Consider the following 19466-nt stretch of genomic DNA (forward strand, 5'->3'; position numbering starts at 1 on the left):
ATCAAGGCGCGAAACATGACGCAGGCGGCGGCATCCCGGTTGCTGGGTGTCAGCCAGAGCCGCGTGTCCGGCCTCAGCCGAGGCAAGGTGGAAAAATTCGGCCTCGACATGCTGGTGCAATTTGCCGCCAGACTGGGCCGTCCGGCGAAGATCGAACTGGGTGGCTCAGGCCCGGTCGCATTGCAACGCCGGCGGCGCAATGCGCTTCGCTTATTGCGCCCTACGCCCCATCCGCGCCACGCCGGGCAATCCGCGCCCCTGTGCCCCCATTGCCGATCAAGCCACCTCGCGCGGGCGGATCGAGCGTTCGATCTCCTCGCGGTTGGGCAGCGTCTTGAGGTCGTAAGCGTTCTGCAGCGACAGCCACGAAGCCGCATCGCCGCCGAAGTGGCGAGCCAGGCCGGCGGCGGTATCGCGACCTTTCCAGATGATGATCCTCTGACGCTTCAGCCATGCCAACAGGCGATTGCAGTAAAGTTGTCCGTACGGAACCACAGGGGATCACATGAACGCCGTAGCCACTGCCAACCTTGTCGGCATCACCGGCATCGCCCGCCGCCTCGTGCAGGACGGCGCGCTCTCCGAGTCCGCCGCCCGCGAGGCCATGGCCGCCGCGACCGAGCAGCGCAAACCGCTGGCCGCTTACATTATCGAGAAGCGACTGGTCGCGCCCGCGCACCTGGCGGCCGCGAACTCGGTCGAGTTCGGTGTGCCGATCTTCGATGCCGCGGCGATGGACCCCCAACAGTCGGCGATCAAGCTGGTCAGCGAAGAACTGCTGCGCAAACACACGGTGCTGCCGCTGTTCAAGCGCGGCAACCGTTTGTTTGTCGGCATCTCCGAGCCGACCAACACCCACGCGCTGTCGGAGATCAAGTTCCAGACCAACTTCACCGTCGAGGCGATCCTGGTCGATGAGGAAAGCATCAAGCGTCACCTGGACCGCTGGCTGGAGAACGCGGACGCGCTCGGCGACGCCATGGGCGAGGACGAGGAAGGGCTGGAGAATCTGGACGTCGGGGGGGGAGACGATGAGCTGTCGGCGGACTCCGGCATCGACGCCAAGACCGACGACACCCCCGTCGTCAAGTTCATCAACAGGGTGCTGGTGGACGCGATCCGCCGCGGCGCCTCCGACATCCACTTCGAGCCCTACGAGACCGAGTACCGCGTGCGCCTGCGCATCGACGGCCTGCTGAAGCAGTCGGCCAGGGTGCCGATCAAGCTGCAGCCGCGCATCTCCGCGCGCCTGAAGGTGATGGCGCAGCTGGACATCGCCGAGCGCCGGGTGCCGCAGGACGGGCGCATCAAGCTCAACCTGAGCAAGACCAGGCAGATCGACTTCCGTGTCAGCACGCTGCCGACCCTGTTCGGCGAGAAGATCGTGCTGCGTATCCTCGACGGCAGCGCCGCCAAGCTGGGCATCGAGAAGCTCGGCTACGAGGACGACCAGCGCGATATCTTCCTCGCCGCGGTCAAGCGCCCCTACGGCATGGTGCTGGTCACCGGCCCGACCGGGTCCGGCAAGACGGTCTCGCTGTACACCGCGCTGAACATCCTCAACGACGAGACCCGCAACATCTCCACGGTCGAGGACCCGGTGGAAATCCGCGTGCCGGGCATCAATCAGGTGCAGATGAACGTCAAGCGCGGCATGACCTTCGCCGCCGCGCTGCGCAGCTTCCTGCGCCAGGATCCCGACGTGATCATGGTCGGCGAGATCCGCGACCTGGAAACCGCCGAGATCGGCATCAAGGCCGCGCAGACCGGTCACATGGTGCTGTCCACCCTGCACACCAACGACGCGCCGCAGACCATCGCGCGTCTGATGAACATGGGCGTGGCGCCGTTCAACATCACCTCATCGGTGACGCTGGTGATCGCCCAGCGACTGGCGCGCCGGCTGCATGACTGCAAGCACCCGGTGGAACTGCCCGAGCACGCGCTGCTGGCCGAAGGCTTTACCGCCGAGGAGATCGCCTCGCCCGACTTCAGGATCTTCGAGGCGGTCGGCTGCGGGGACTGCACCGAAGGCTACAAGGGCCGCACCGGCATTTACCAGGTCATGCCGATGACCGACGAGATCCAGGGCATCGTGCTGGCCGGCGGCAACGCGATGCAGATCGCCGAGGCCGCGCAGAAGTCCGGCGTGCGCGACCTGCGCCAGTCGGCGCTGATGAAGGTCCGCAACGGCGTCACCAGCCTGGCGGAGGTCAACCGGGTGACCAAGGACTGATCGGGGGTCAACATGCGACACCTCGCAATACGCCTATAGCTGTAAGGTGCTATATGTTGAATCTTACGGGCCATTTTTGAGGCTAAGCATCAATATATTGAGCTTTAATTTGGCGACGCCCGGTGAGATCAGCCGCGAACTGGGGGCGCGGGTTCGCCACCACCGGTTGACCCGCAGCCTGTCGCAACGCGAGCTGGCCGCGCGGGCGGGCATATCGGTGCCCAGCCTACGCAACATCGAGCGGGAAGGTCAGGCCACACTGGATGCGTTCATCAGGGTGCTGATGGCATTGGGCATGTCCGAACAGCTCGCGCCGCTGCTCGACACCCGCGCCACATCGCTCAAAAGCATGGAGCAGGCCAGCAAGCCCCGGCAGCGCGCGCCAAGGAAGCGTCCATGAAAAAGCTCAGCGCGATCTACGGGGGCTGGGGGGAGCGCTATGTCCTGGGTCACCTGGGGGACGACGGCACGCAGGTGCTGTTCGAGTACTCAGCCGAGGCATTGCAGCAGGGGCTCGAACTGTCCCCTCTGCGCCTGCCCTTGCGCGAGCAGGCCTACGGTGGCTTCCCCGGATATCAGCTGTACCTGCCGGGACTGATCGCGGACGCCCTGCCCGATGGCTGGGGCATGCTGCTGATGGACCGGATTTTCCGCCGGGAAGGACGCAATCCCGCCCGGATATCGGCGCTGGACCGCCTCGCCTTTATTGGCGACACCGCGATGGGCGCTCTGTCATTCGAACCGGCCAGCGAGGACGAGCTTGAGCTTGCAGACGTGCAACTGGTCGAGCTCGCAATGCGGGTGCGCGAGGTGCAAAGCACAACAGGTACGGAGAGCGGTGACGTATTGCGTGAGTTGGCTCTGCTGGGCGGCTCACCACAAGGTGCGCGGCCCAAGGTTCTGGTGAACTTCGACCCGGCCTCCGGACACATGTCCAATTCGGAGCAAGGCAGCGGTACGCCGTGGCTGGTCAAGTTCCAGGCCGGAAGCGAGCACAAGGAGGTGTGCGCCATCGAAGCGCTGTACGCCCGGCTGGCAGCCGCTTGCGGGATCCAGATGCCTGCTTCCCACTATTTTGATCTGGACAGCAATCTGGCCGCATTCGGGGTGGAGAGGTTCGACCGCGAGGATGGCATGCGCGTGCCCATGCATACCGCCGCCGGCGCGCTGGACATGGACTTCCGGATGCCATCGCTCGACTACACCACCCTGCTCCGCTTGACCCGGTTCATGACCCGTGACGAGCGTGAGGTCGCCAAGGGCTATGCGCGCTGCGTGTTCAATGTGGTTTTCAACAACCGTGACGATCATGCCAAGAACTTTTCCTTCCGGCTGCGGCAGGACCGGCAATGGACGGTGTCCCCGGCGTACGACCTGACCTTCAACGAAGGCCCCCGGGGAGAGCACCAGACGGACATCTGCGGCGAGGACCGTGCCCCCGCCCGTAAAGACCTGCTGCGCTTGGCAGACGAGGCTGGCATCGACACGCGGGAGGCCCTTGACATCATCGCCAGATGCGTTGACGTCGCCGGGCATTTCAAGGTGATGGCCGGGGAATTTCCGGTACGCACTGGCACGGTCGACCACATCACCGGGCGGATCGAGGCAAACCGGCGGCGGATGTAGATCAACCGGGTGACCAAGGACTGATCAGGCGTATGTGACCGCCGTTGCTATCGCGACACGGTGGGTCAGGATATGCTGGCGCCCGGCATGTCCCGTTTGACGTTGCGGGCGCGTGCCGGTGATCCGTAGCCCGGGGATGGCGGCGGGTTGCCCGGGGATGGCGTACCGATGCCGGCGCGCCGCGCTGCAGTAATCAACAAGTGACACTGGGGAAACACGCTATGTCTGTCAGCCGCACTGCCGCCAAGAAACCCGTCGTGGCGCCACGCCGCGCCGAAGCGACGCCCTTGTTCGTGTGGGAAGGCACCGACAAGCGCGGCATCACCATGAAGGGCGAGCAGACCGCGAAGAACGCCAACTTCGTGCGCGCCGAACTGCGCCGGATGGGGATCACGCCCAAGGTCGTCAAGATCAAGCCCAAACCGCTTTTCGGTGCCGGCAAGAAGGTAACGCCGCAGGACATCGCCGTGTTCGCGCGGCAGGTTGCCACGATGATGAAGGCCGGCGTGCCCATCGTCGGCGCGCTGGAGATTATCGCCAGCGGCAACAAGAACCCGAGGATGCAGACGCTGGTCAACTCGATCCGCTCGGAGGTCGAGAGCGGCTCGTCCCTGAGCGAGGCGCTGGGCAAGCATCCGGTCGAGTTCGACCTGCTGTTCCGCAACTTGGTCGCCGCCGGTGAGTCGGCCGGTGTGCTGGAAACCGTGCTGGACACGGTCGCGACCTACAAGGAAAACACCGAGGCGCTGAAGGGCAAGATCAAGAAGGCGATGTTCTACCCCGCCGCCGTGGTCGCCGTGGCGTTGATCGTCAGCGCGATCCTGCTGGTGTTCGTGGTGCCGATGTTCGAGGACGTGTTTGCCAGCTTCGGCGCCGAACTGCCGGCCTTCACCGTGCTCATCATCAAGCTGAGCCGGTTCATGGTGGCGTGGTGGTGGCTGATCCTGATCGTCGCGGTAGCCACGGTGGTCGCGTTCATCATGGTCAAGAACCGGTCCGTCGCTTTCCAGTTCTTCCTCGACCGGATGATCCTGAAGGTCCCGGTCGTGGGCCAGATCATCCACAACTCCGCCATTGCCCGTTTTGCGCGCACGCTGGCCGTGACCTTCCGCGCCGGCGTGCCGTTGGTGGAAGGCCTGGACACGGTCGGCGGCGCCACCGGCAACATCGTCTACGAGAAGGCCGTGCACCGCATTCGCGACGACGTCGCCGTGGGTTACTCGGTCAACATGGCGATGAAGCAGGTCAACCTGTTCCCGCACATGGTGGTGCAGATGGTGGCCATCGGCGAGGAAGCCGGTGCGCTGGACACGATGCTGCTGAAGGTCGCGGAGTTCTACGAGCAGGAAGTCGACAACGCGGTCGACGCGCTTTCCAGCCTGCTGGAGCCGATGATCATGGTGTTCCTGGGCGTGGTGGTCGGCGGCATGGTGATTGCGATGTACCTGCCGATCTTCAAGCTTGGCGCCGTGGTGGGTTGAGGCAAAATAGCGCATGGCATTCCTCGATCAGAACCCCGGAATCGGCTACCCGCTGGTCGCCGGTTTCGGCCTGCTGCTGGGCAGTTTCCTCAATGTGGTGATCCTGCGCATGCCGCGCCGGATGGAGTGGCAATGGCAGCGCGACAGCCGCGAGATCCTCGGCGAGCCGGAGACCTACGATCCGCCACCGCCGGGCATCGTGGTGGAGCGCTCGCACTGCCCGCATTGCAAACACCAGCTGTCCTGGTACGAGAACATCCCGGTGTTCAGCTGGCTGGCCCTGCGCGGGCGCTGCCGCAACTGCAAGACGCGCATCTCGGCGCAGTACCCGCTGGTGGAGTTGCTGACGGCGGTGTTGATGGTGGCCTGCGTGGCGCGCTTCGGCTTCGGCTGGCAGGGCTTCGGGGCGATGGTGTTCACCTGCTTCCTGATCGCGCTGTCCGGCATCGACCTGCGGACCCAGTTGCTGCCCGACCAGCTGACCCTGCCATTGATGTGGCTGGGGTTGATCGCGGCCGTCGACAACCTCTACATCGCCGCCAAACCGGCGGTGATCGGCGCCGTGGTCGGCTATCTGAGCCTGTGGGTGGTGTGGTGGCTGTTCAAGCAGATCACCGGCAAGGAAGGCATGGGCCACGGCGACTTCAAACTGCTGGCCGCGATCGGCGCATGGACCGGCCTCGCTGGCATCCTGCCGACGGTGCTGCTGTCCTCGCTGGTCGGCGCCATCATCGGCTCGATCTGGCTGGCAGCGAAGGGCCGCGACAAGGCGACGCCGATCCCGTTCGGCCCGTATCTCGCCGTCGCCGGCTGGATCATCTTCTTCTGGGGCGAGCAGCTGATCGGCGGGTATATGCGGATCTCCGGACTGGCGTGACGGAAGTGCGCGCGGGCGGCGCTGCTCGTTGTCCGTCGTCCGCCCCGCTGTCCACGAAAGCCCGCGCCATGACATCCTGCGCCGCATGAGCCACTACATCATCGGAGTCACCGGCGGCGTCGCCGCGGGCAAGAGCGAAGTCACGCGGCGCTTCGAGGCATTGGGCGTGGTCGTCGCGGATGCCGATGTCGCCGCCCGCGAGGCGGTTGCGCGCGGCTCGGTCGGTTTGGCCGAACTGGTCGAGGCGTTCGGCCCCGGCATCCTCACCGCCGACGGTGATCTGGACCGCGGCGCGATGCGCGAGCGGGTCTTCCGCGACATCGACGAGCGCAGGCGCCTGGAAGCCATCGTGCATCCGCCGATCCGGACCAGGGTGCGCGCGATGTGCGAGCAGGCGGCCGGTGTCTACGCCATTGCCGCAGTGCCGCTGCTGGCCGAAGGCGGCGGGCGCACGGCCTATCCGTGGCTGGCGCGCATTCTGGTGGTGGATGTGCCGGTGGCAGTGCAGCACTCGCGGCTGATGCAGCGCGACGGCGTGGATACCGCACTGGCGGATGCGATGATCGCCGCCCAAGCCACCCGCGCGCAGCGCTTGTCGATCGCCGACGACATCATCGTCAACGACCGCGGGCTCGATACGCTGGATGCACACATTGGGGCGCTGGACCGGTCCTATCGCGCGCTGTCAGCGGCAGTCGCCGGCTGATAATTGGGATACGCGCCGGGCAGCACTTCTTGCCGGAGCTCCATCTGAATTAGCCCGCCGGCTATGTGCATGTGCCACGCGCGGCGAGGCTCATGGGCCGCTGACGAGACCTTCGTGGTACCTCAGCCGACCCAAAGCCCACGTATCGCCGCAATCCCCTGCGCCCCGTGTGCGCGTGCGCCATCCATATCCTCGATTCCCAGTCCACCAATGGCGTAGATCGGCATCGACACGTGCTCGCGCATGGCCGCAAACGCCTCCCAGCCGATGCCGTCCCGGGCGGGGTGGCTTGCGGTCGGCTTCACGTTGCCCAGCACCACGAAAGTGCAGCCCAAGCGCTCCGCCGAGCGCAGGTGATCCACCGTGCGGCACGACGCCGCCAGCGCCACGTCGCCCCCAACCGGTCGATCGAGGTAGACACCGAGCTGATCCGAGCGCAGGTGTAGGCCGACGCCCAACCGCGCGGCGAGCTCAGGATCGCCATTGACCAGGACTTCCGCTGAAGCGCTCCGGCACAACTCGACAGCGGACGCGGCGATGCGCGCCCATCGCTGCGGATCCGCGGTCGGCGAACGCAACTGAACACGGCAGATGCCGGTGGCCAACGTGCGCTCCAGCGCATCCAGCCACGCCTGCTCCGCGGCCTCCAGCTCCGCACCACTCAGCCCGGCAGTGAGCTGCCCCACATCCGGTGTCACCAGATACCGGTCCGGCTGCTGCAGGGCCGCGACTACCGGCCGGTCGGCGGGCGGCATCCGGTAGAGGGCGAGCTTGCGCGGCGGCACCCACAGCAGCGCCTGCCCTTCCCGTCCGCGCGGGTTGCCCTGCCAGCGGGTCACGTGGCGCACGTCCAGGGTCAGGCGCTTGTCCGGGTAGAGCTGGGGCACAGTGATGACCGCCTCGCCGACCTCGGCCTGGATGCCCAGTTCCTCATCCAGCTCGCGCACCAGCGCGTGCTCGGGGCTCTCGCCGGGATCGATCTTGCCACCGGGGAACTCCCACAAACCGCCCAGGTCGCTGGCGCCGGTGCGCTGGGTCAGCAGGATGCGGCCGCGCGCATCGCCTATCACTCCGGCAACCACGCGCACGAAGCGCGTTGGCGCTGTTTCGCTCATGTTCGATGCACCGCCGGGGCGTTCATCGGGGCGGATGCACCGGGCATCCGCCATCTACTGCCGTCGGGGCTGGGGTCAGACCAGCTGACCATGGCAATGCTTGTATTTCTTGCCGCTGCCGCACGGGCAGAGCTCGTTGCGGCCGACGCGGGTGACTTCGGCATTGGCCGCGCCGCGGGCCAGGGCCTGCTGGGCTTCGGCCGCCTCTTCATCGGCGCTGTAACCGCCCGAGCTGGCGTGCTGGAACTGCATCTGCTTGGCCTTGGCCTCGGCTTGCGCACGCTCCTGCGCCTCCAGCGCCGCGACCTCCTCCTCGCTGCGGATGCGCACGCGCGCCAGCAGGCTGATGACGTCGTGCTTGACCTTCTCCAGCATGTTGGAGAACAGCAGGTAGGCCTCCTGCTTGTACTCCTGCTTGGGCTGCTTCTGGGCGTAGCCGCGCAGGTGGATGCCCTGCCGCAGGTAGTCCATCTGGGCCAGGTGCTCCTTCCAACTCTGGTCGAGCACGTTGAGCATGAAGTGCTTCTCCAGCATGCGCATCGTTTCCGCGCCCAGCTGGCGTTCGCGCTCCGCGACCTGGCGGTTGACCTCTTCCACCACGAACTCGGTCACCGCCTCGTCGTCGACCTCCTCGCGGCCGTTGACGAAACCCTGCACGTCGATCTGCATGTTGAAGTCGGCCGCCATCAGGGCCTCCAGACCGGGCAGGTCCCATTGCTCGTCGATCGAGTTGGGCGGCACGAAGCGGGCGATCGCGGCGTTGATGACGTCCTCGCGGATGCCCTCGATGTTGTCCTGGACGCTCTCGGCCTCCAGCAGCTCGTTGCGCTGGCCGTAGATCACCTTGCGCTGGTCGTTGTTGACGTCGTCGAAGTCGAGCAGGTTCTTGCGGATGTCGAAGTTGTGCGCCTCGACCTTGCGCTGCGCGTTGGCGATCTGCTTGGACACCAGCGGGCTTTCGATGATGTCGTCTTCCTTCAGGCCCATCCGCGCCATCACCTTCTGCACCCAGTCGGCGGCGAAGATGCGCATCAGGTTGTCTTCCAGCGACAGATAGAAGCGCGAGGAACCAGGATCGCCCTGGCGGCCGGCGCGGCCGCGGAGCTGGTTGTCGATGCGGCGGCTTTCGTGGCGCTCGGTGCCCACGATGTGCAGCCCGCCGGCGGCCTTGACCGCCTCGTGGCGCTCCTTCCATTCGGCCTTCAGGCGCGCGCGGGTGGCCTCGTCGACGGGCTCGCCGGTCTCGGCTTCCAGCATCGCGATCTCGTTGTCCACCGAACCGCCCAGCACGATGTCGGTACCGCGACCGGCCATGTTGGTGGCGATGGTGATCGCGCCGGGGCGGCCGGCCTGGGCGACGATGGTCGCCTCGCGCTCATGCTGCTTGGCGTTGAGCACTTCGTGGTGGATGCCCTCGGCGGTCAACTGCTGGCTGAGCATCTCGGAGACCTCGATGGAGGTCGTGCCCACCAGCACCGGCTGGCCCTTGGCGTGGGCTTCCTTGATCTCGGCGGCGACCGCGCGGTACTTGCCGGCGCGGTTGAGGAACACCGCATCCGGGCTGTCGATGCGCTTGACCGGGCGGTTGGTCGGGATCACCACCACTTCCAGGCCGTAGATGCTCTGGAACTCGAACGCCTCGGTATCGGCCGTACCGGTCATGCCGGCCAGCTTGTTGTACATCCGGAACAGGTTCTGGAAGGTGATCGAGGCCAGCGTCTGATTCTCCCGCTGGACCGGCACGCCTTCCTTCGCCTCGACCGCCTGGTGCAGGCCGTCCGACCAGCGCCGGCCGGCCAGGGTGCGGCCGGTGAACTCGTCCACGATGACGATCTCGCCGTCGCGGATGATGTAGTCCACGTCCTTCTGGTAGATGGCGTGGGCGCGCATCGCGGCGTTCAGGTGGTGGACGACGGCCAGGTTGGCCGGCGAGTACAGGCCTTCGTCCTCGTCCGGGCCGAGGATGCCGGCGTCGCGCAGCAGCTGCTCGGCGTGCTCCTGCCCTTCCTCGGAGAGGTGGACCTGCTTGCCCTTCTCGTCGACCCAGTAGTCGCCCTCGCCTTCCTCGGTCTCCTGGCGCACCAGCAACGGCACGATGCGGTTGACCTTGATGTACAGCTCGGGGGAATCCTCGGCCGGGCCGGAGATGATCAGCGGCGTGCGCGCCTCGTCGATCAGGATCGAGTCGACCTCGTCGATGATGGCGAAGTTCAGGCCGCGCTGGTGGCGGTCCTCCTTCGACAGCGCCATGTTGTCGCGCAGGTAGTCGAAGCCGAACTCGTTGTTGGTGCCGTAGGTGATGTCGGCGGCGTAGGCCTCCGCCTTGTCGCCGTGCGGCATGTTGGGATAGACCACGCCCACGCTCAGACCCAGCCAGTTGTACAGCTTGCCCATCCAGGCCGAATCGCGCCGGGCCAGGTAGTCGTTGACGGTGACCAGGTGCACGCCCTCACCGGTCAGCGCGTTGAGGTAGACCGGCAGCGTGCCGACCAGGGTCTTGCCCTCACCGGTGCGCATCTCGGCGATCTTGCCCAGATGCAGCACCATCCCGCCGATCAGCTGGACGTCATACGGGCGCATGCCCAGCACGCGGCGGGAGGCTTCGCGGCAGACCGCGAACGCCTCGGGCAGGAGGTCGTCGAGCTTGGCGCCGTCCTGCAGCCGCTGCTTGAACTCCGGCGTCTTGGCCTGCAGCTCGGTGTCGCTGAGCTTCTCCATCTCCGGCTCGAGCGCGTTGATCTTGACGACCGTGCGCTGCAACTGGCGGAGCAGACGGTCATTGCGGCTGCCAAAGACGCGGGTAAGCATGTTGTTGAGCATGGATGGTTCCAGTCGGATGTCATGACGGCGGAAACAAAAACAGGGCGCGGGGCACCCTGTCTTGGTAAACGCCTATTCTAGCGTGGGGGCGGGCGGGCGCCTATCAAGCCCGCCGGCAATGCCACCCACCAGCGCAAACTCCCTCTGCGCGCGACCGGATCAGCCGTGCAGCGGCGACTGCTGGTTGAGGAATTTCTTCGGATTGACGGCCTGGCCGTTCTGCCACACCTCGAAGTGCACGTGGGCGCCGGTGGAACGGCCGCTGGAGCCGGCCTTGGCGACTTCCTGGCCCGCGCGGACCAGGCCACCGACCTTGCGGCTGAGGCGCGAATTGTGCGCGTAGCGGGTGACGTAGCCGTTGCCGTGGTCGATCTCGATGGTGTTGCCGTAGCCGCTGCGCACGCCGGCGAAGCTGACCACGCCGTCGGCCACCGCCATCACCGGATCGCCGACCTGGGCCTTGAAGTCGATGCCCTTGTGGAAGGCGCGGCCGCCGCGGAACGGGTCGGCGCGGTGGCCGAAATTGGAGGTGATGTAGCTCTCGATGGGCTCGCGCGACGGCACCGCGTTCATGTCCAGCTGGCGGTTGAACAGCAGCGATTCCAGCACGGAGAGCTGCTCGCCGGAGGCGCGGAACTGCTCGCCCAGTTCCGACAGGCCCTGGTCGAGCTCGCCCTTGGGCATGTCTTCCACCGGGCCGACACCGCCGACGCCGACGGGCTCGTTGAAGTCGAATTCGCCGTCCTGCAGCTGGCCGATGCGGGTCAGGCGCTTGCCGAGGGCGTTGAGCCGGTTGGCTTCGGCCTGCAGTTCACCCAGGCGTGCGGCGAGGGCATTGATTTCGCGCTGGGCGTCGGCCTGGGCCGAGTCGATCTGCACCTGCTGCTGGGCGACCTGGTCGCGCAAGCCGTGGTTGGCCGCGTAGCCTGTACCCAGGCCGAGCATCAGCCCGCCGCCCAGAAGTACCGCGCCGGCGCCCAGCGGGCGCTGCATGGCGGCCTGAAGCGCGCGGTGGGCCAGTGAGGCCCAGGTGCCACGCGATTTATTTAGGATGTCTTGATAGGTCATAGGTCCGATGTCTGAATTCCAACCAAAACCGGGCAAGTCAACGCGTCCGCCTTCAACGCCTACCGCTGCGCTGGATGCGCTGCTGGCGGTGCCTGCAGGTAACACGCTCCGCCGCGCCCTCTGGCTCGACGAACTGGACCGCCGGTTAAGGCCACTCCTGCCGTTCCCGCTGTCCGCGCATGCGCGGCTGGCGAATCACGAGCACGGCAGGCTCGTTTATCTGGTGGATTCCCCGGTGTGGCGGGCCAAACTGCGCCTGCTCGCTCCGGAACTGATGTCGGGTGCCCGATCCATGGGTCTGGACGCGGCGGAGCTCGTCATCAAGACAAGCCTTCCTTCGCGCGCAGCGGCCCCTCCGGCACCCGCGAAAACCGTGACCATGTCCGCGGCCGCGAAAAAATCGCTCGAGGCTGCGCTGGCGTCCCTCAAATCCACCGACCCCGATGGGTCGGACGACGCCGGATGAGCGCTTGGATTCGTCCTGCGAGTGTCTCGCCGTGACGAACAAGTGAACATCGACGGGGCATCCTAAAGGTCAAAAACCCCGGATTTGTTAAAAACCCGAGGTTAATTCGTGTAGAAAACATTAAAAAGACGTGAAGCAGTCACATTCGTGATGCATGCACGGCTAACGTTGCACCGCCACTGGGAGTAACGCTCAGACCGTCGCCAAGCGGCCAAACGCGGTCGAAATCGCCTGCGGATCCTCGTCTTCGGTATAGCTGACGATCTCCCAGGCCGACTGCTCGGAGAGCAGCGCGCGGACCAGTTTGTTGTTGAGCGCATGGCCGGACTTGAAGCCTTCATACGCGCCGATGATGGCGTGGCCGGCCAGGTACAGGTCACCGATGGCGTCGAGGATCTTGTGGCGCACGAACTCGTCGGCGTAGCGCAGGCCGTCCTCGTTGAGGACACGGAACTCGTCGAGCACGATGGCGTTGTCCATCGACCCGCCCAGGCCGAGGTTGCGCTCGCGCATGTACTCCAGGTCGCGCATGAAGCCAAACGTGCGCGCGCGGCTGACTTCCTTGATGTAGTTGATGGTCGAGAACTCGACCTCGGCGCGCGACTGCGAATCGGGGATCGCCGGGTGCTTGAACACCACGGTGAAGCCGACCCGGAAACCGTCGTGCGGCTCGAAGCGGGCGAACTTGTCGCCATCGCGCACCTCGACCGGGTGCAGGATGCGGATGAAGCGCTTGGCGGCGTCCTGCTCGACGATGCCTGCCGACTGCAGCAGGAACACGAACGGGCCGGCCGAGCCGTCCATGATCGGCACTTCCGCCGCGGACAGGTCGATGTAGGCGTTGTCGATGCCCAGTCCTGCCAGTGCCGACATCAGGTGCTCGACCGTCTGCACGTTGGCCGCACCCAGGCTGAGCCCGGTGCACAGCGTGGTTTCGGTGACCAGGTCGGCGCGCGCGGGGATGTCGACTACCGGATCCAGGTCGATGCGCCGGAAAACGATGCCTGCGTCGGCGGGTGCCGGACGCATGGTGAGGAAGACCTTTTCGCCGCTGTGCAGCCCCACGCCGGTGGCGCGGATCACGTTCTTGAGGGTGCGCTGACGCAGCATGGAATAGGTGTGCCTGAAGAGGGAAAAACCGGGTAACGGTACCACGCAGCCTATTGGAGGCAGATCAATTGGCCCTGAACAGCGCGTGTGCACCACGGCCGAAAAATGACCGGTCGCCGCGCCTGATGGCGGACGACCGGCCCAAATGCCCCGCGAGGACACCCGCGGAGCCAAGACGAACCGGACTACGGCATTACAGCTTCAAGCGATGGCATTACACGGGCGGCAGGCGGGTCAGTCCGCCTGGCGGCGCAGGAATGCCGGGATGTCGAGGTAGCTGTCGGGACCGAAGTCGGCCGCGCCGGTCGCCGCGGCCGGCTCGGATTTGGTCGATTCACCGCGCAGGCTGCTGCTGAAGCTCGGCACCGACGGGGCGCGCGACTCCGACGAGGAGGCTGACGAGGAGGAAATCGCGTCGACCGGGAACTCCGGCTGGCCGGTGGTGGCGTTGCGGACCAGCTGGATCGGCGCGCGGTTGCCTTCGACACCCTTGACCTTGCTGCCGGCACCGCGGTTGAGGCCGGTGGCAACGACGGTCACGCGCACTTCGTCCTGCATGTCGGGGTCCAGCACGGTACCGATGACGATGGTCGCGTCCTCGGACGCGAACGCCTCCACCGTGCGACCCACCTCGTCGAACTCGGCCATGGTGAAGTCCGGGCCGGCCGTGATGTTGACCAGGATGCCGTTGGCGCCCTGCAGGTTGACGTCATCCAGCAGCGGGTTGAGCACGGCGGCCTCGGCGGCGGCCTGGGCGCGGTCATCGCCCTTGGCGGCGCCACTGCCCATCATCGCCAGGCCCATCTCGGACATGACGGTGCGCACATCGGCGAAGTCGACGTTGATCAGGCCCGGACGCACGATCAGGTCGGCGATGCCCTGCACGGCGCCCAGCAGGACGTCGTTGGCGGCGCGGAACGCCTGCACCATGGTCGCGTTGCGCCCCAGCACGGTGATCAGCTTCTCGTTGGGGATGGTGATCAGCGAGTCGCAGTGGTGGCTCAGCTCCTCGATGCCCTTGAGCGCGACCTGCATGCGGCGGCGACCCTCGAACGGGAACGGTTTTGTCACCACGGCGACGGTCAGGATGCCCATCTCCTTGGCCAGCTGGGCCACGACGGGCGCCGCGCCAGTCCCGGTACCGCCGCCCATGCCGGCGGTGATGAAGACCATGTCGGCACCTTCCAGCGCGTCCATCAGGCGCTCGCGGTCCTCCAGCGCGGCCTGGCGGCCGACCTCGGGGTTGGCGCCTGCACCCAGGCCCTTGGTGACGTTGTTGCCCAGCTGCAGCTGCAGCTTGGCGCCGCAGTTCTTGATCGCCTGCGAGTCGGTGTTGGCGGTGATGAACTCCACCCCGTCAACGTTGTTGCTGACCATGTGGGCGACCGCATTGCCGCCGCCGCCGCCGACGCCGATCACCTTGATGATCGCATTCGGCGCCATGTTTTCCACCAGTTCGAAATGTGCCATGTCCGTGTCCTCGTTGGTCTAGTTTTGGTTGCTGCCGTGGTCTTTCGTGTTGCGTGCCGCGTCTGTTCGTCTGCCTGCCGTCTCGCCCGCCGCTGTCGTGCACCGCTGCTCAGAAGTGGTCGCTGTACCAGCTCTTGAGCTTGTTGAAGAGCGAACCTGCGCGGCCGGTGTTGATCACCGGACGGCGCGGATTCTCGAATTGGCTGCCCATCAGCAGCAGCCCCACACCGGTGGCGTGGACCGGGTTGCCCACCACCTCGCCCAGACCGGTGACGTGCTGGGGGATGCCCACCCGCACCGGCATCTGCAGCATTTCCTCGGCCAGTTCCACCACCCCTTCCATCTTTGAGGCCCCGCCGGTGAGCACCATTCCGGCGCGCACGTGCTGCTCGAAGCCGCTGCGGCGCAGCTCGGCCTGGACCATCTCGAAGATTTCCTCGTAACGGGCCTGGACGGCCTGCGCCAGCGAGGCGCGCGGCATGCGCCGGGGTGCGCGGTCACCGACCGAGGGCACCTGGATGGATTCCTCGGCGGTGGCCATCTGCGCCAGCGCGCAGGCGTAGCGGACCTTGATCTGCTCGGCCTCCGGGGTCGGCGTGCGCAGCATGTGGGCGATGTCCTCGGTGACCTTGTCGCCGGCGATGCCCAGGCTGGCCGAGTGCGCGATCGCGCCCTGCACGAACACCGCGATGTCGGTGGTGCCCGCGCCAATGTCGACCAGCACCACGCCCAGCTCGCGCTCGTCGCTGGTCAGCACCGCGTTGGCCGAGGCCAGCACGCCCAGGATCAGGCTGTCGACCTGCAGGCCGCAGCGCTGCACGCACTTGCTGACGTTGGCCGCGGCCGACTGCGCGCACACCACCAGGTGGGCATGCACTTCCAGGCGCACGCCGGTCATGCCGATCGGGTTGCGGATGCCTTCCTGCGAATGGTCCAGCACGTAGTCGCGCGGGATCGCGTGGAGGATCTTCTGGTCCGCCGGGATCGCGACCGCCTTGGCCGCGTCCAGCACCCGGTCCAGATCGGCCACGCTGACCTCGCCGTCGCGGATCGGGGCGATGCCCTGCGAGTTGCGGCACTGCACGTGGCTGCCGGAAATGGACGCGTAGACCGAGCGGATCTCGCAGCCGGCCATCAGCTCGGCTTCCTCGATCGCGCGCTGGATCGACTGCACGGTGGATTCGATGTCCACCACCACGCCCCGGCGCAGGCCGCGCGACTCGTGGCTGCCGATGCCGATGACCTCGATCGGGTTGTCCGGGCCGGTGTGGCCGGGGCTGTACTCGCCCACCAGCGCCACCACCTTGGAGGTGCCGATATCGAGGCCGACGATCAGATGTTTGTCACCCTTGCGATTCATGGTTTTCCCTGCTGTCGGCCCACACGAGTGCGAAACCGTTGGTGTAGCGAAGATCGGCGCGCGCCAGTACCTGCGCCTGCTGGGCCAGCAGTTGCGGCAACAGGCGCACGAAGCGGTTGAGGCGACCGCGCGCCTCGTGGCGGCCGACGATGACCTCGGCGCCGTTGTCCAGGCGAAGCGTCCAGCTGCCGCGCGGGTCCAGGCGGGCCTCGCGCACCTCCAGTCCGAGCGGGGCAAACATCGTCCGCGTCTGGTTGTAGAGCTCGACCACCTCGTCGATGCGCGTGTCGGGCCCGCCCAGCAAGGGCAGCTCGGCGGGGATGTCGATGTTGGCGGCGGGAAACAGCCGGCCCTGCTCGGACAGCAGCTGGTTGTCATCCCAGCGCGCGAACGGGACGTGCTCGGCCAGGTGCACCTCCAACACGTCGGGCCAGCGCTTGCGCACCTCGGCGTGCTCGACCCAGGGCAGTGCGGCCACGGCGGCGCGCGCCGCGTCCAGATCGACCGCGAAATAGCCCTGGCGCGCGAACGGCATCAGGGTGTCGCGCAGCAGGGTCTCGTCCACGCGCTGGAACTGCGCGGTGGCGCGCAGCTTGCTCAGCGGCCAGTGCTCGGCACCGACCCAGCCGTTGAGCAGGCCGACCACCGGCAGGACGACCAGCGTCACTGCAAGCAGCCAACCCAGCAGGCGCAGAAGGGCGTTCACCAGCCGGCGTCCTCCCGCATTGATGATTCCAGCGCGCGCCAGCACAGAGCGGCGAGGTCGATCCCGATCTTGGCGGCGGCCTGCGGCACCAGCGAATGGCCGGTCATGCCTGGCGCGGTATTGATTTCAAGCAGATACAGGTTGCCGCTGTCCCGATCACGCAGCACGTCCACCCGGCCCCAGCCTCGGCAGTCCACCGCCGTGAACGCCGCCATCGCAAGCCGGCGCAGCTCGGTCTCGGCTTCGCCATCCAGCCCCGGGCAAAGGTATTGGGTGTCGTCGGCAATATATTTGGCGTGGTAGTCGTACCACTTACCCGCGGGCACGATCCGGATCGACGGCAGCGCCTGATGGCCGTTCGCGTCATCGAGAATCCCGACGGTGAGTTCGTCGCCGACAATCATCTGCTCCATCAGCAGCTCGCCTTCGTAACCGGCGGCGAAGGCTTCGGCCGCGGCGAGGTCGTCCTCGTGCAGGATGCGGAACGCGCCGACGCTGGAGCCCTCGCAGGACGGCTTGACGAACACCGGCAGACCCAGCGAACGGGCGGCGGCGTGCATGTCGTCGCCCGCCATCAGGCGCACGAAACGCGGCGTCGGCAGGCCGAGGCTGAGCCAGACTTGCTTGGTGCGGATTTTATCCAGGGTCAGCGCCGAGCCGAGCACGCCGGAGCCGGTATAGGGCACGCCCAGCGCCTCCAGCAGGCCCTGCAGCACGCCGTTTTCACCATCACCGCCGTGGAGGATGTTGAACACACGGTCCACGCCGCCCTGGCGGACCAGATCGACCAGTGCCGGGATACCGTCCACGGCAAAGGCATCCACGCCGCGTGACTGCAGCGCTTCCAGCACATTGCGGCCGGAATCCAGCGACACCTCGCGCTCGGCGCTGGTGCCGCCCATCAGCACCGCCACCCGCCCGAAGCGGGCCGGATCGGTGGTGCGTTGCGGGGCGATGTGCGGGGCAGTCGGGGTACTCACGCGTCACCTTCCTGGGTCGTGGGGAGTCCATCGAGGGCAAGCTGCTGCGCGGCGTGGCCGATATCGCCGGCGCCCATCAACAGCAGCAGGTCGCCGTCCTCAAGCACGTCGACGAGGACCTCGGGCAGTTCGGCCACCGGCCCGATCACGACCGGGTCGATGCGCCCGCGGGCTCTGATCGCGCGGGCCAGGGCGCGCTCGTCGGCGCCCGCGATGGGTGCCTCGCCGGCGGCGTAGACCTCGGTGAGGATCAGCGCATCGACGTCGGAGAGCACGGCGGCGAAATCGTCAAAGAGGTCGCGGGTGCGGCTGTAGCGGTGCGGCTGGAAGGCGACCACCAGGCGGCGCTCGGGCCAGCCGCCGCGGGCGGCCTGGAACACCGCGGCCAATTCGTTGGGGTGGTGGCCGTAGTCGTCGACCACGGTGGCCGTGCCGCCCCGTGGCAAGGCAATGTCGGCCAGCACATTGAAGCGGCGTCCGATGCCCGCAAATGCCTCCAGCGCGCGGGCGATCGCGGCCGGCTCCACGCCCAGCTGCCAGCCCACCGCGGCCGCGGCCAGCGCGTTCAGCACGTTGTGTCCGCCGGGCAGCGCCAGGGTGACCGGGCAGCGCTCGCCGCCGGGCAGGCACAGGATGAAGTGCATCCGCGCGCCGGTCTGGGTGACGTCCTCGGCGCGCACGTCGGCTTCCGCCGACAGGCCGTAGGTCATCACGTGGCGCGGCGTGCGCTCGGCCAGCAGGGCGACTTCGGGATCGTCGATGCACAGCACCGCGAGGCCGTAGAACGGCAGCCGCAGCATGAACTCGCCGAACGCCGCCTGGACGTTGGCAAAGTCGCCGCCGTAATTTTCCAGATGGTCGGCATCGATATTGGTGACCACCGCGATCTGCGGGCTCAGGCGCAGGAAGCTGCCGTCGCTCTCGTCGGCCTCGGCCACCAGCCAGTCGCCGCCGCCGAGCTTGGCGTTGGCACCGGCGGCGAGCAGCTGGCCACCGATGACGAAGGTCGGATCAATGCCGCCCTCGGCCAGCACGCTGGCGGTCAGCGAGGTGGTCGTGGTCTTGCCGTGGGTGCCGGCAACGGCGATGCCGCGCTTGAAGCGCATCAGCTCGGCCAGCATTTCGGCGCGCGGGACCACGGGGATGCGCTGCGTGCGCGCTTCGACCACTTCCGGGTTGTCGTCGCGGATCGCGCTGGAGACGACCACGCAGTCGGTGCCGAGCACGTTGGCGGCAGCGTGGTCCTGATGGACATCGATGCCCAGGCGCGACAGGCGCCGGGTCACGGCGTTGTCGGCGCGGTCCGAGCCGGACACCTGATAGCCCAGCGTGCACATCACCTCGGCGATGCCGCTCATGCCGGTGCCGCCGATACCGATGAAATGGACGCGCGGGAAGGCCTTGGCCAGATCGCCATCGTGTTGCAGCCGGCGGCGCACGGTACT

At 66.9% G+C, this 19466-nt stretch carries 17 protein-coding genes and 1 pseudogene; 8 read left to right on the forward strand and 10 right to left on the reverse strand.

All coding sequences use genetic code 11. The features are described from left to right. Positions 1-15 precede the first annotated feature (15 nt). Positions 16-96: pseudogene (locus INQ40_RS13180) on the forward strand (hypothetical protein); the annotation flags it as partial. 180 nt (positions 97-276) lie between these two features. On the opposite strand, the gene INQ40_RS10110 reads toward INQ40_RS13180, so the two are convergent. Continuing rightward, entirely contained in the window at positions 277-459 is a 183-nt protein-coding gene (locus tag INQ40_RS10110) for a hypothetical protein (protein ID WP_228481990.1), read from the reverse strand. Between the two features lie 46 nt (positions 460-505). Between INQ40_RS10110 and pilB the strand changes: the two genes are divergently transcribed. The 6 genes from pilB (at position 506) to coaE (ending at position 6926) form a co-directional block, all read left to right on the forward strand. Continuing rightward, entirely contained in the window at positions 506-2236 is a 1731-nt protein-coding gene (gene pilB / locus INQ40_RS10115) for a type IV-A pilus assembly ATPase PilB (RefSeq protein WP_194340330.1), read from the forward strand. Between the two features lie 97 nt (positions 2237-2333). Then, complete coding sequence (locus INQ40_RS10120; protein ID WP_228481991.1) at positions 2334-2636, forward strand: helix-turn-helix transcriptional regulator; 303 nt, start codon at positions 2334-2336, stop codon at positions 2634-2636. After that, positions 2633-3862 carry a type II toxin-antitoxin system HipA family toxin gene (locus INQ40_RS10125; RefSeq protein WP_194340331.1) on the forward strand — a complete coding sequence of 410 codons (1230 nt, stop codon included), beginning with the start codon at positions 2633-2635 and terminating at the stop codon, positions 3860-3862. Before INQ40_RS10120 ends, INQ40_RS10125 begins: the two co-directional genes overlap by 4 nt. 221 nt (positions 3863-4083) lie before the next feature. After that, positions 4084-5343 (forward strand): type II secretion system F family protein, encoded by a 1260-nt coding sequence (locus INQ40_RS10130; RefSeq protein ID WP_194340332.1) that lies wholly within the window; start codon positions 4084-4086, stop codon positions 5341-5343. A gap of 13 nt (positions 5344-5356) precedes the next feature. Next, positions 5357-6220: an A24 family peptidase gene (locus INQ40_RS10135; protein WP_194340333.1), complete on the forward strand. Its 864-nt coding sequence runs from the start codon at positions 5357-5359 to the stop codon at positions 6218-6220. Between the two features lie 85 nt (positions 6221-6305). Then, positions 6306-6926, forward strand: coding sequence for a dephospho-CoA kinase (gene coaE, locus INQ40_RS10140; RefSeq protein ID WP_194340334.1), 621 nt, complete (start codon positions 6306-6308; stop codon positions 6924-6926). Between the two features lie 122 nt (positions 6927-7048). Here the strand turns inward: coaE and INQ40_RS10145 are convergent, their stop codons facing one another. From INQ40_RS10145 to INQ40_RS10155, 3 genes are all read right to left on the reverse strand, one after another. After that, positions 7049-8041 (reverse strand): Nudix family hydrolase, encoded by a 993-nt coding sequence (locus tag INQ40_RS10145; protein WP_194340335.1) that lies wholly within the window; start codon positions 8039-8041, stop codon positions 7049-7051. Between the two features lie 75 nt (positions 8042-8116). Beyond that, on the reverse strand, positions 8117-10861 hold the full coding sequence (gene secA / locus INQ40_RS10150) for a preprotein translocase subunit SecA (protein ID WP_194340336.1): 2745 nt from the start codon (positions 10859-10861) through the stop codon (positions 8117-8119). Between the two features lie 159 nt (positions 10862-11020). Next, the gene (locus INQ40_RS10155; protein WP_228482202.1) at positions 11021-11854 is read right to left on the reverse strand and encodes a M23 family metallopeptidase; all 834 of its coding nucleotides are present in this window, start codon (positions 11852-11854) and stop codon (positions 11021-11023) included. Positions 11855-11936: 82 nt separating this feature from the next. On the opposite strand from INQ40_RS10155, the gene INQ40_RS10160 reads away from it, so the two are divergent. Continuing rightward, positions 11937-12395 carry a DUF721 domain-containing protein gene (locus tag INQ40_RS10160; protein WP_194340338.1) on the forward strand — a complete coding sequence of 153 codons (459 nt, stop codon included), beginning with the start codon at positions 11937-11939 and terminating at the stop codon, positions 12393-12395. A gap of 192 nt (positions 12396-12587) precedes the next feature. On the opposite strand, the gene lpxC is transcribed toward INQ40_RS10160, so the two are convergent. The 6 genes from lpxC to murC all read right to left on the reverse strand — a co-directional run bounded on the left by lpxC (position 12588) and on the right by murC (position 19460). Next, positions 12588-13505, reverse strand: a complete 918-nt coding sequence (lpxC, locus tag INQ40_RS10165) for a UDP-3-O-acyl-N-acetylglucosamine deacetylase (protein ID WP_194340339.1) — start codon at positions 13503-13505, stop codon at positions 12588-12590. 234 nt (positions 13506-13739) lie between these two features. Next, positions 13740-14975 (reverse strand): cell division protein FtsZ, encoded by a 1236-nt coding sequence (gene ftsZ, locus INQ40_RS10170; protein ID WP_194340340.1) that lies wholly within the window; start codon positions 14973-14975, stop codon positions 13740-13742. A gap of 109 nt (positions 14976-15084) precedes the next feature. Further along, positions 15085-16335 carry a cell division protein FtsA gene (gene ftsA, locus INQ40_RS10175; protein ID WP_043958191.1) on the reverse strand — a complete coding sequence of 417 codons (1251 nt, stop codon included), beginning with the start codon at positions 16333-16335 and terminating at the stop codon, positions 15085-15087. Beyond that, a complete protein-coding gene (locus tag INQ40_RS10180; RefSeq protein ID WP_194340341.1) occupies positions 16319-17041 on the reverse strand; it encodes a cell division protein FtsQ/DivIB in 723 nt (240 codons plus the stop codon). The genes ftsA and INQ40_RS10180 overlap by 17 nt, the downstream gene beginning before the upstream one ends. Continuing rightward, positions 17038-18021, reverse strand: coding sequence for a D-alanine--D-alanine ligase (locus tag INQ40_RS10185; RefSeq protein ID WP_228481992.1), 984 nt, complete (start codon positions 18019-18021; stop codon positions 17038-17040). Before INQ40_RS10185 ends, INQ40_RS10180 begins: the two co-directional genes overlap by 4 nt. Then, positions 18018-19460 (reverse strand): UDP-N-acetylmuramate--L-alanine ligase, encoded by a 1443-nt coding sequence (gene murC / locus INQ40_RS10190; protein WP_194342517.1) that lies wholly within the window; start codon positions 19458-19460, stop codon positions 18018-18020. Before murC ends, INQ40_RS10185 begins: the two co-directional genes overlap by 4 nt. Positions 19461-19466: the final 6 nt, after the last annotated feature.

This window comes from Lysobacter sp. H21R4, assembly GCF_015277535.1.
Classification (GTDB): domain Bacteria; phylum Pseudomonadota; class Gammaproteobacteria; order Xanthomonadales; family Xanthomonadaceae; genus Novilysobacter; species Novilysobacter ciconiae.

Excerpts from the sequence above, each read along its gene's own strand:
- coaE (WP_194340334.1), top strand. The coding sequence starts at position 6,306 with ATGAGCCACTACATCATCGGAGTCACCGGCGGCGTCGCCGCGGGCAAG.
- INQ40_RS10155 (WP_228482202.1), bottom strand. The coding sequence starts at position 11,854 with ATGCAGCGCCCGCTGGGCGCCGGCGCGGTACTTCTGGGCGGCGGGCTG.
- pilB (WP_194340330.1), top strand. The coding sequence starts at position 506 with ATGAACGCCGTAGCCACTGCCAACCTTGTCGGCATCACCGGCATCGCC.
- ftsZ (WP_194340340.1), bottom strand. The coding sequence starts at position 14,975 with ATGGCACATTTCGAACTGGTGGAAAACATGGCGCCGAATGCGATCATC.
- INQ40_RS10145 (WP_194340335.1), bottom strand. The coding sequence starts at position 8,041 with ATGAGCGAAACAGCGCCAACGCGCTTCGTGCGCGTGGTTGCCGGAGTG.
- INQ40_RS10130 (WP_194340332.1), top strand. The coding sequence starts at position 4,084 with ATGTCTGTCAGCCGCACTGCCGCCAAGAAACCCGTCGTGGCGCCACGC.
- INQ40_RS10125 (WP_194340331.1), top strand. The coding sequence starts at position 2,633 with ATGAAAAAGCTCAGCGCGATCTACGGGGGCTGGGGGGAGCGCTATGTC.
- INQ40_RS10160 (WP_194340338.1), top strand. The coding sequence starts at position 11,937 with ATGTCTGAATTCCAACCAAAACCGGGCAAGTCAACGCGTCCGCCTTCA.
- ftsA (WP_043958191.1), bottom strand. The coding sequence starts at position 16,335 with ATGAATCGCAAGGGTGACAAACATCTGATCGTCGGCCTCGATATCGGC.
- INQ40_RS10135 (WP_194340333.1), top strand. The coding sequence starts at position 5,357 with ATGGCATTCCTCGATCAGAACCCCGGAATCGGCTACCCGCTGGTCGCC.
- secA (WP_194340336.1), bottom strand. The coding sequence starts at position 10,861 with ATGCTCAACAACATGCTTACCCGCGTCTTTGGCAGCCGCAATGACCGT.
- lpxC (WP_194340339.1), bottom strand. The coding sequence starts at position 13,505 with ATGCTGCGTCAGCGCACCCTCAAGAACGTGATCCGCGCCACCGGCGTG.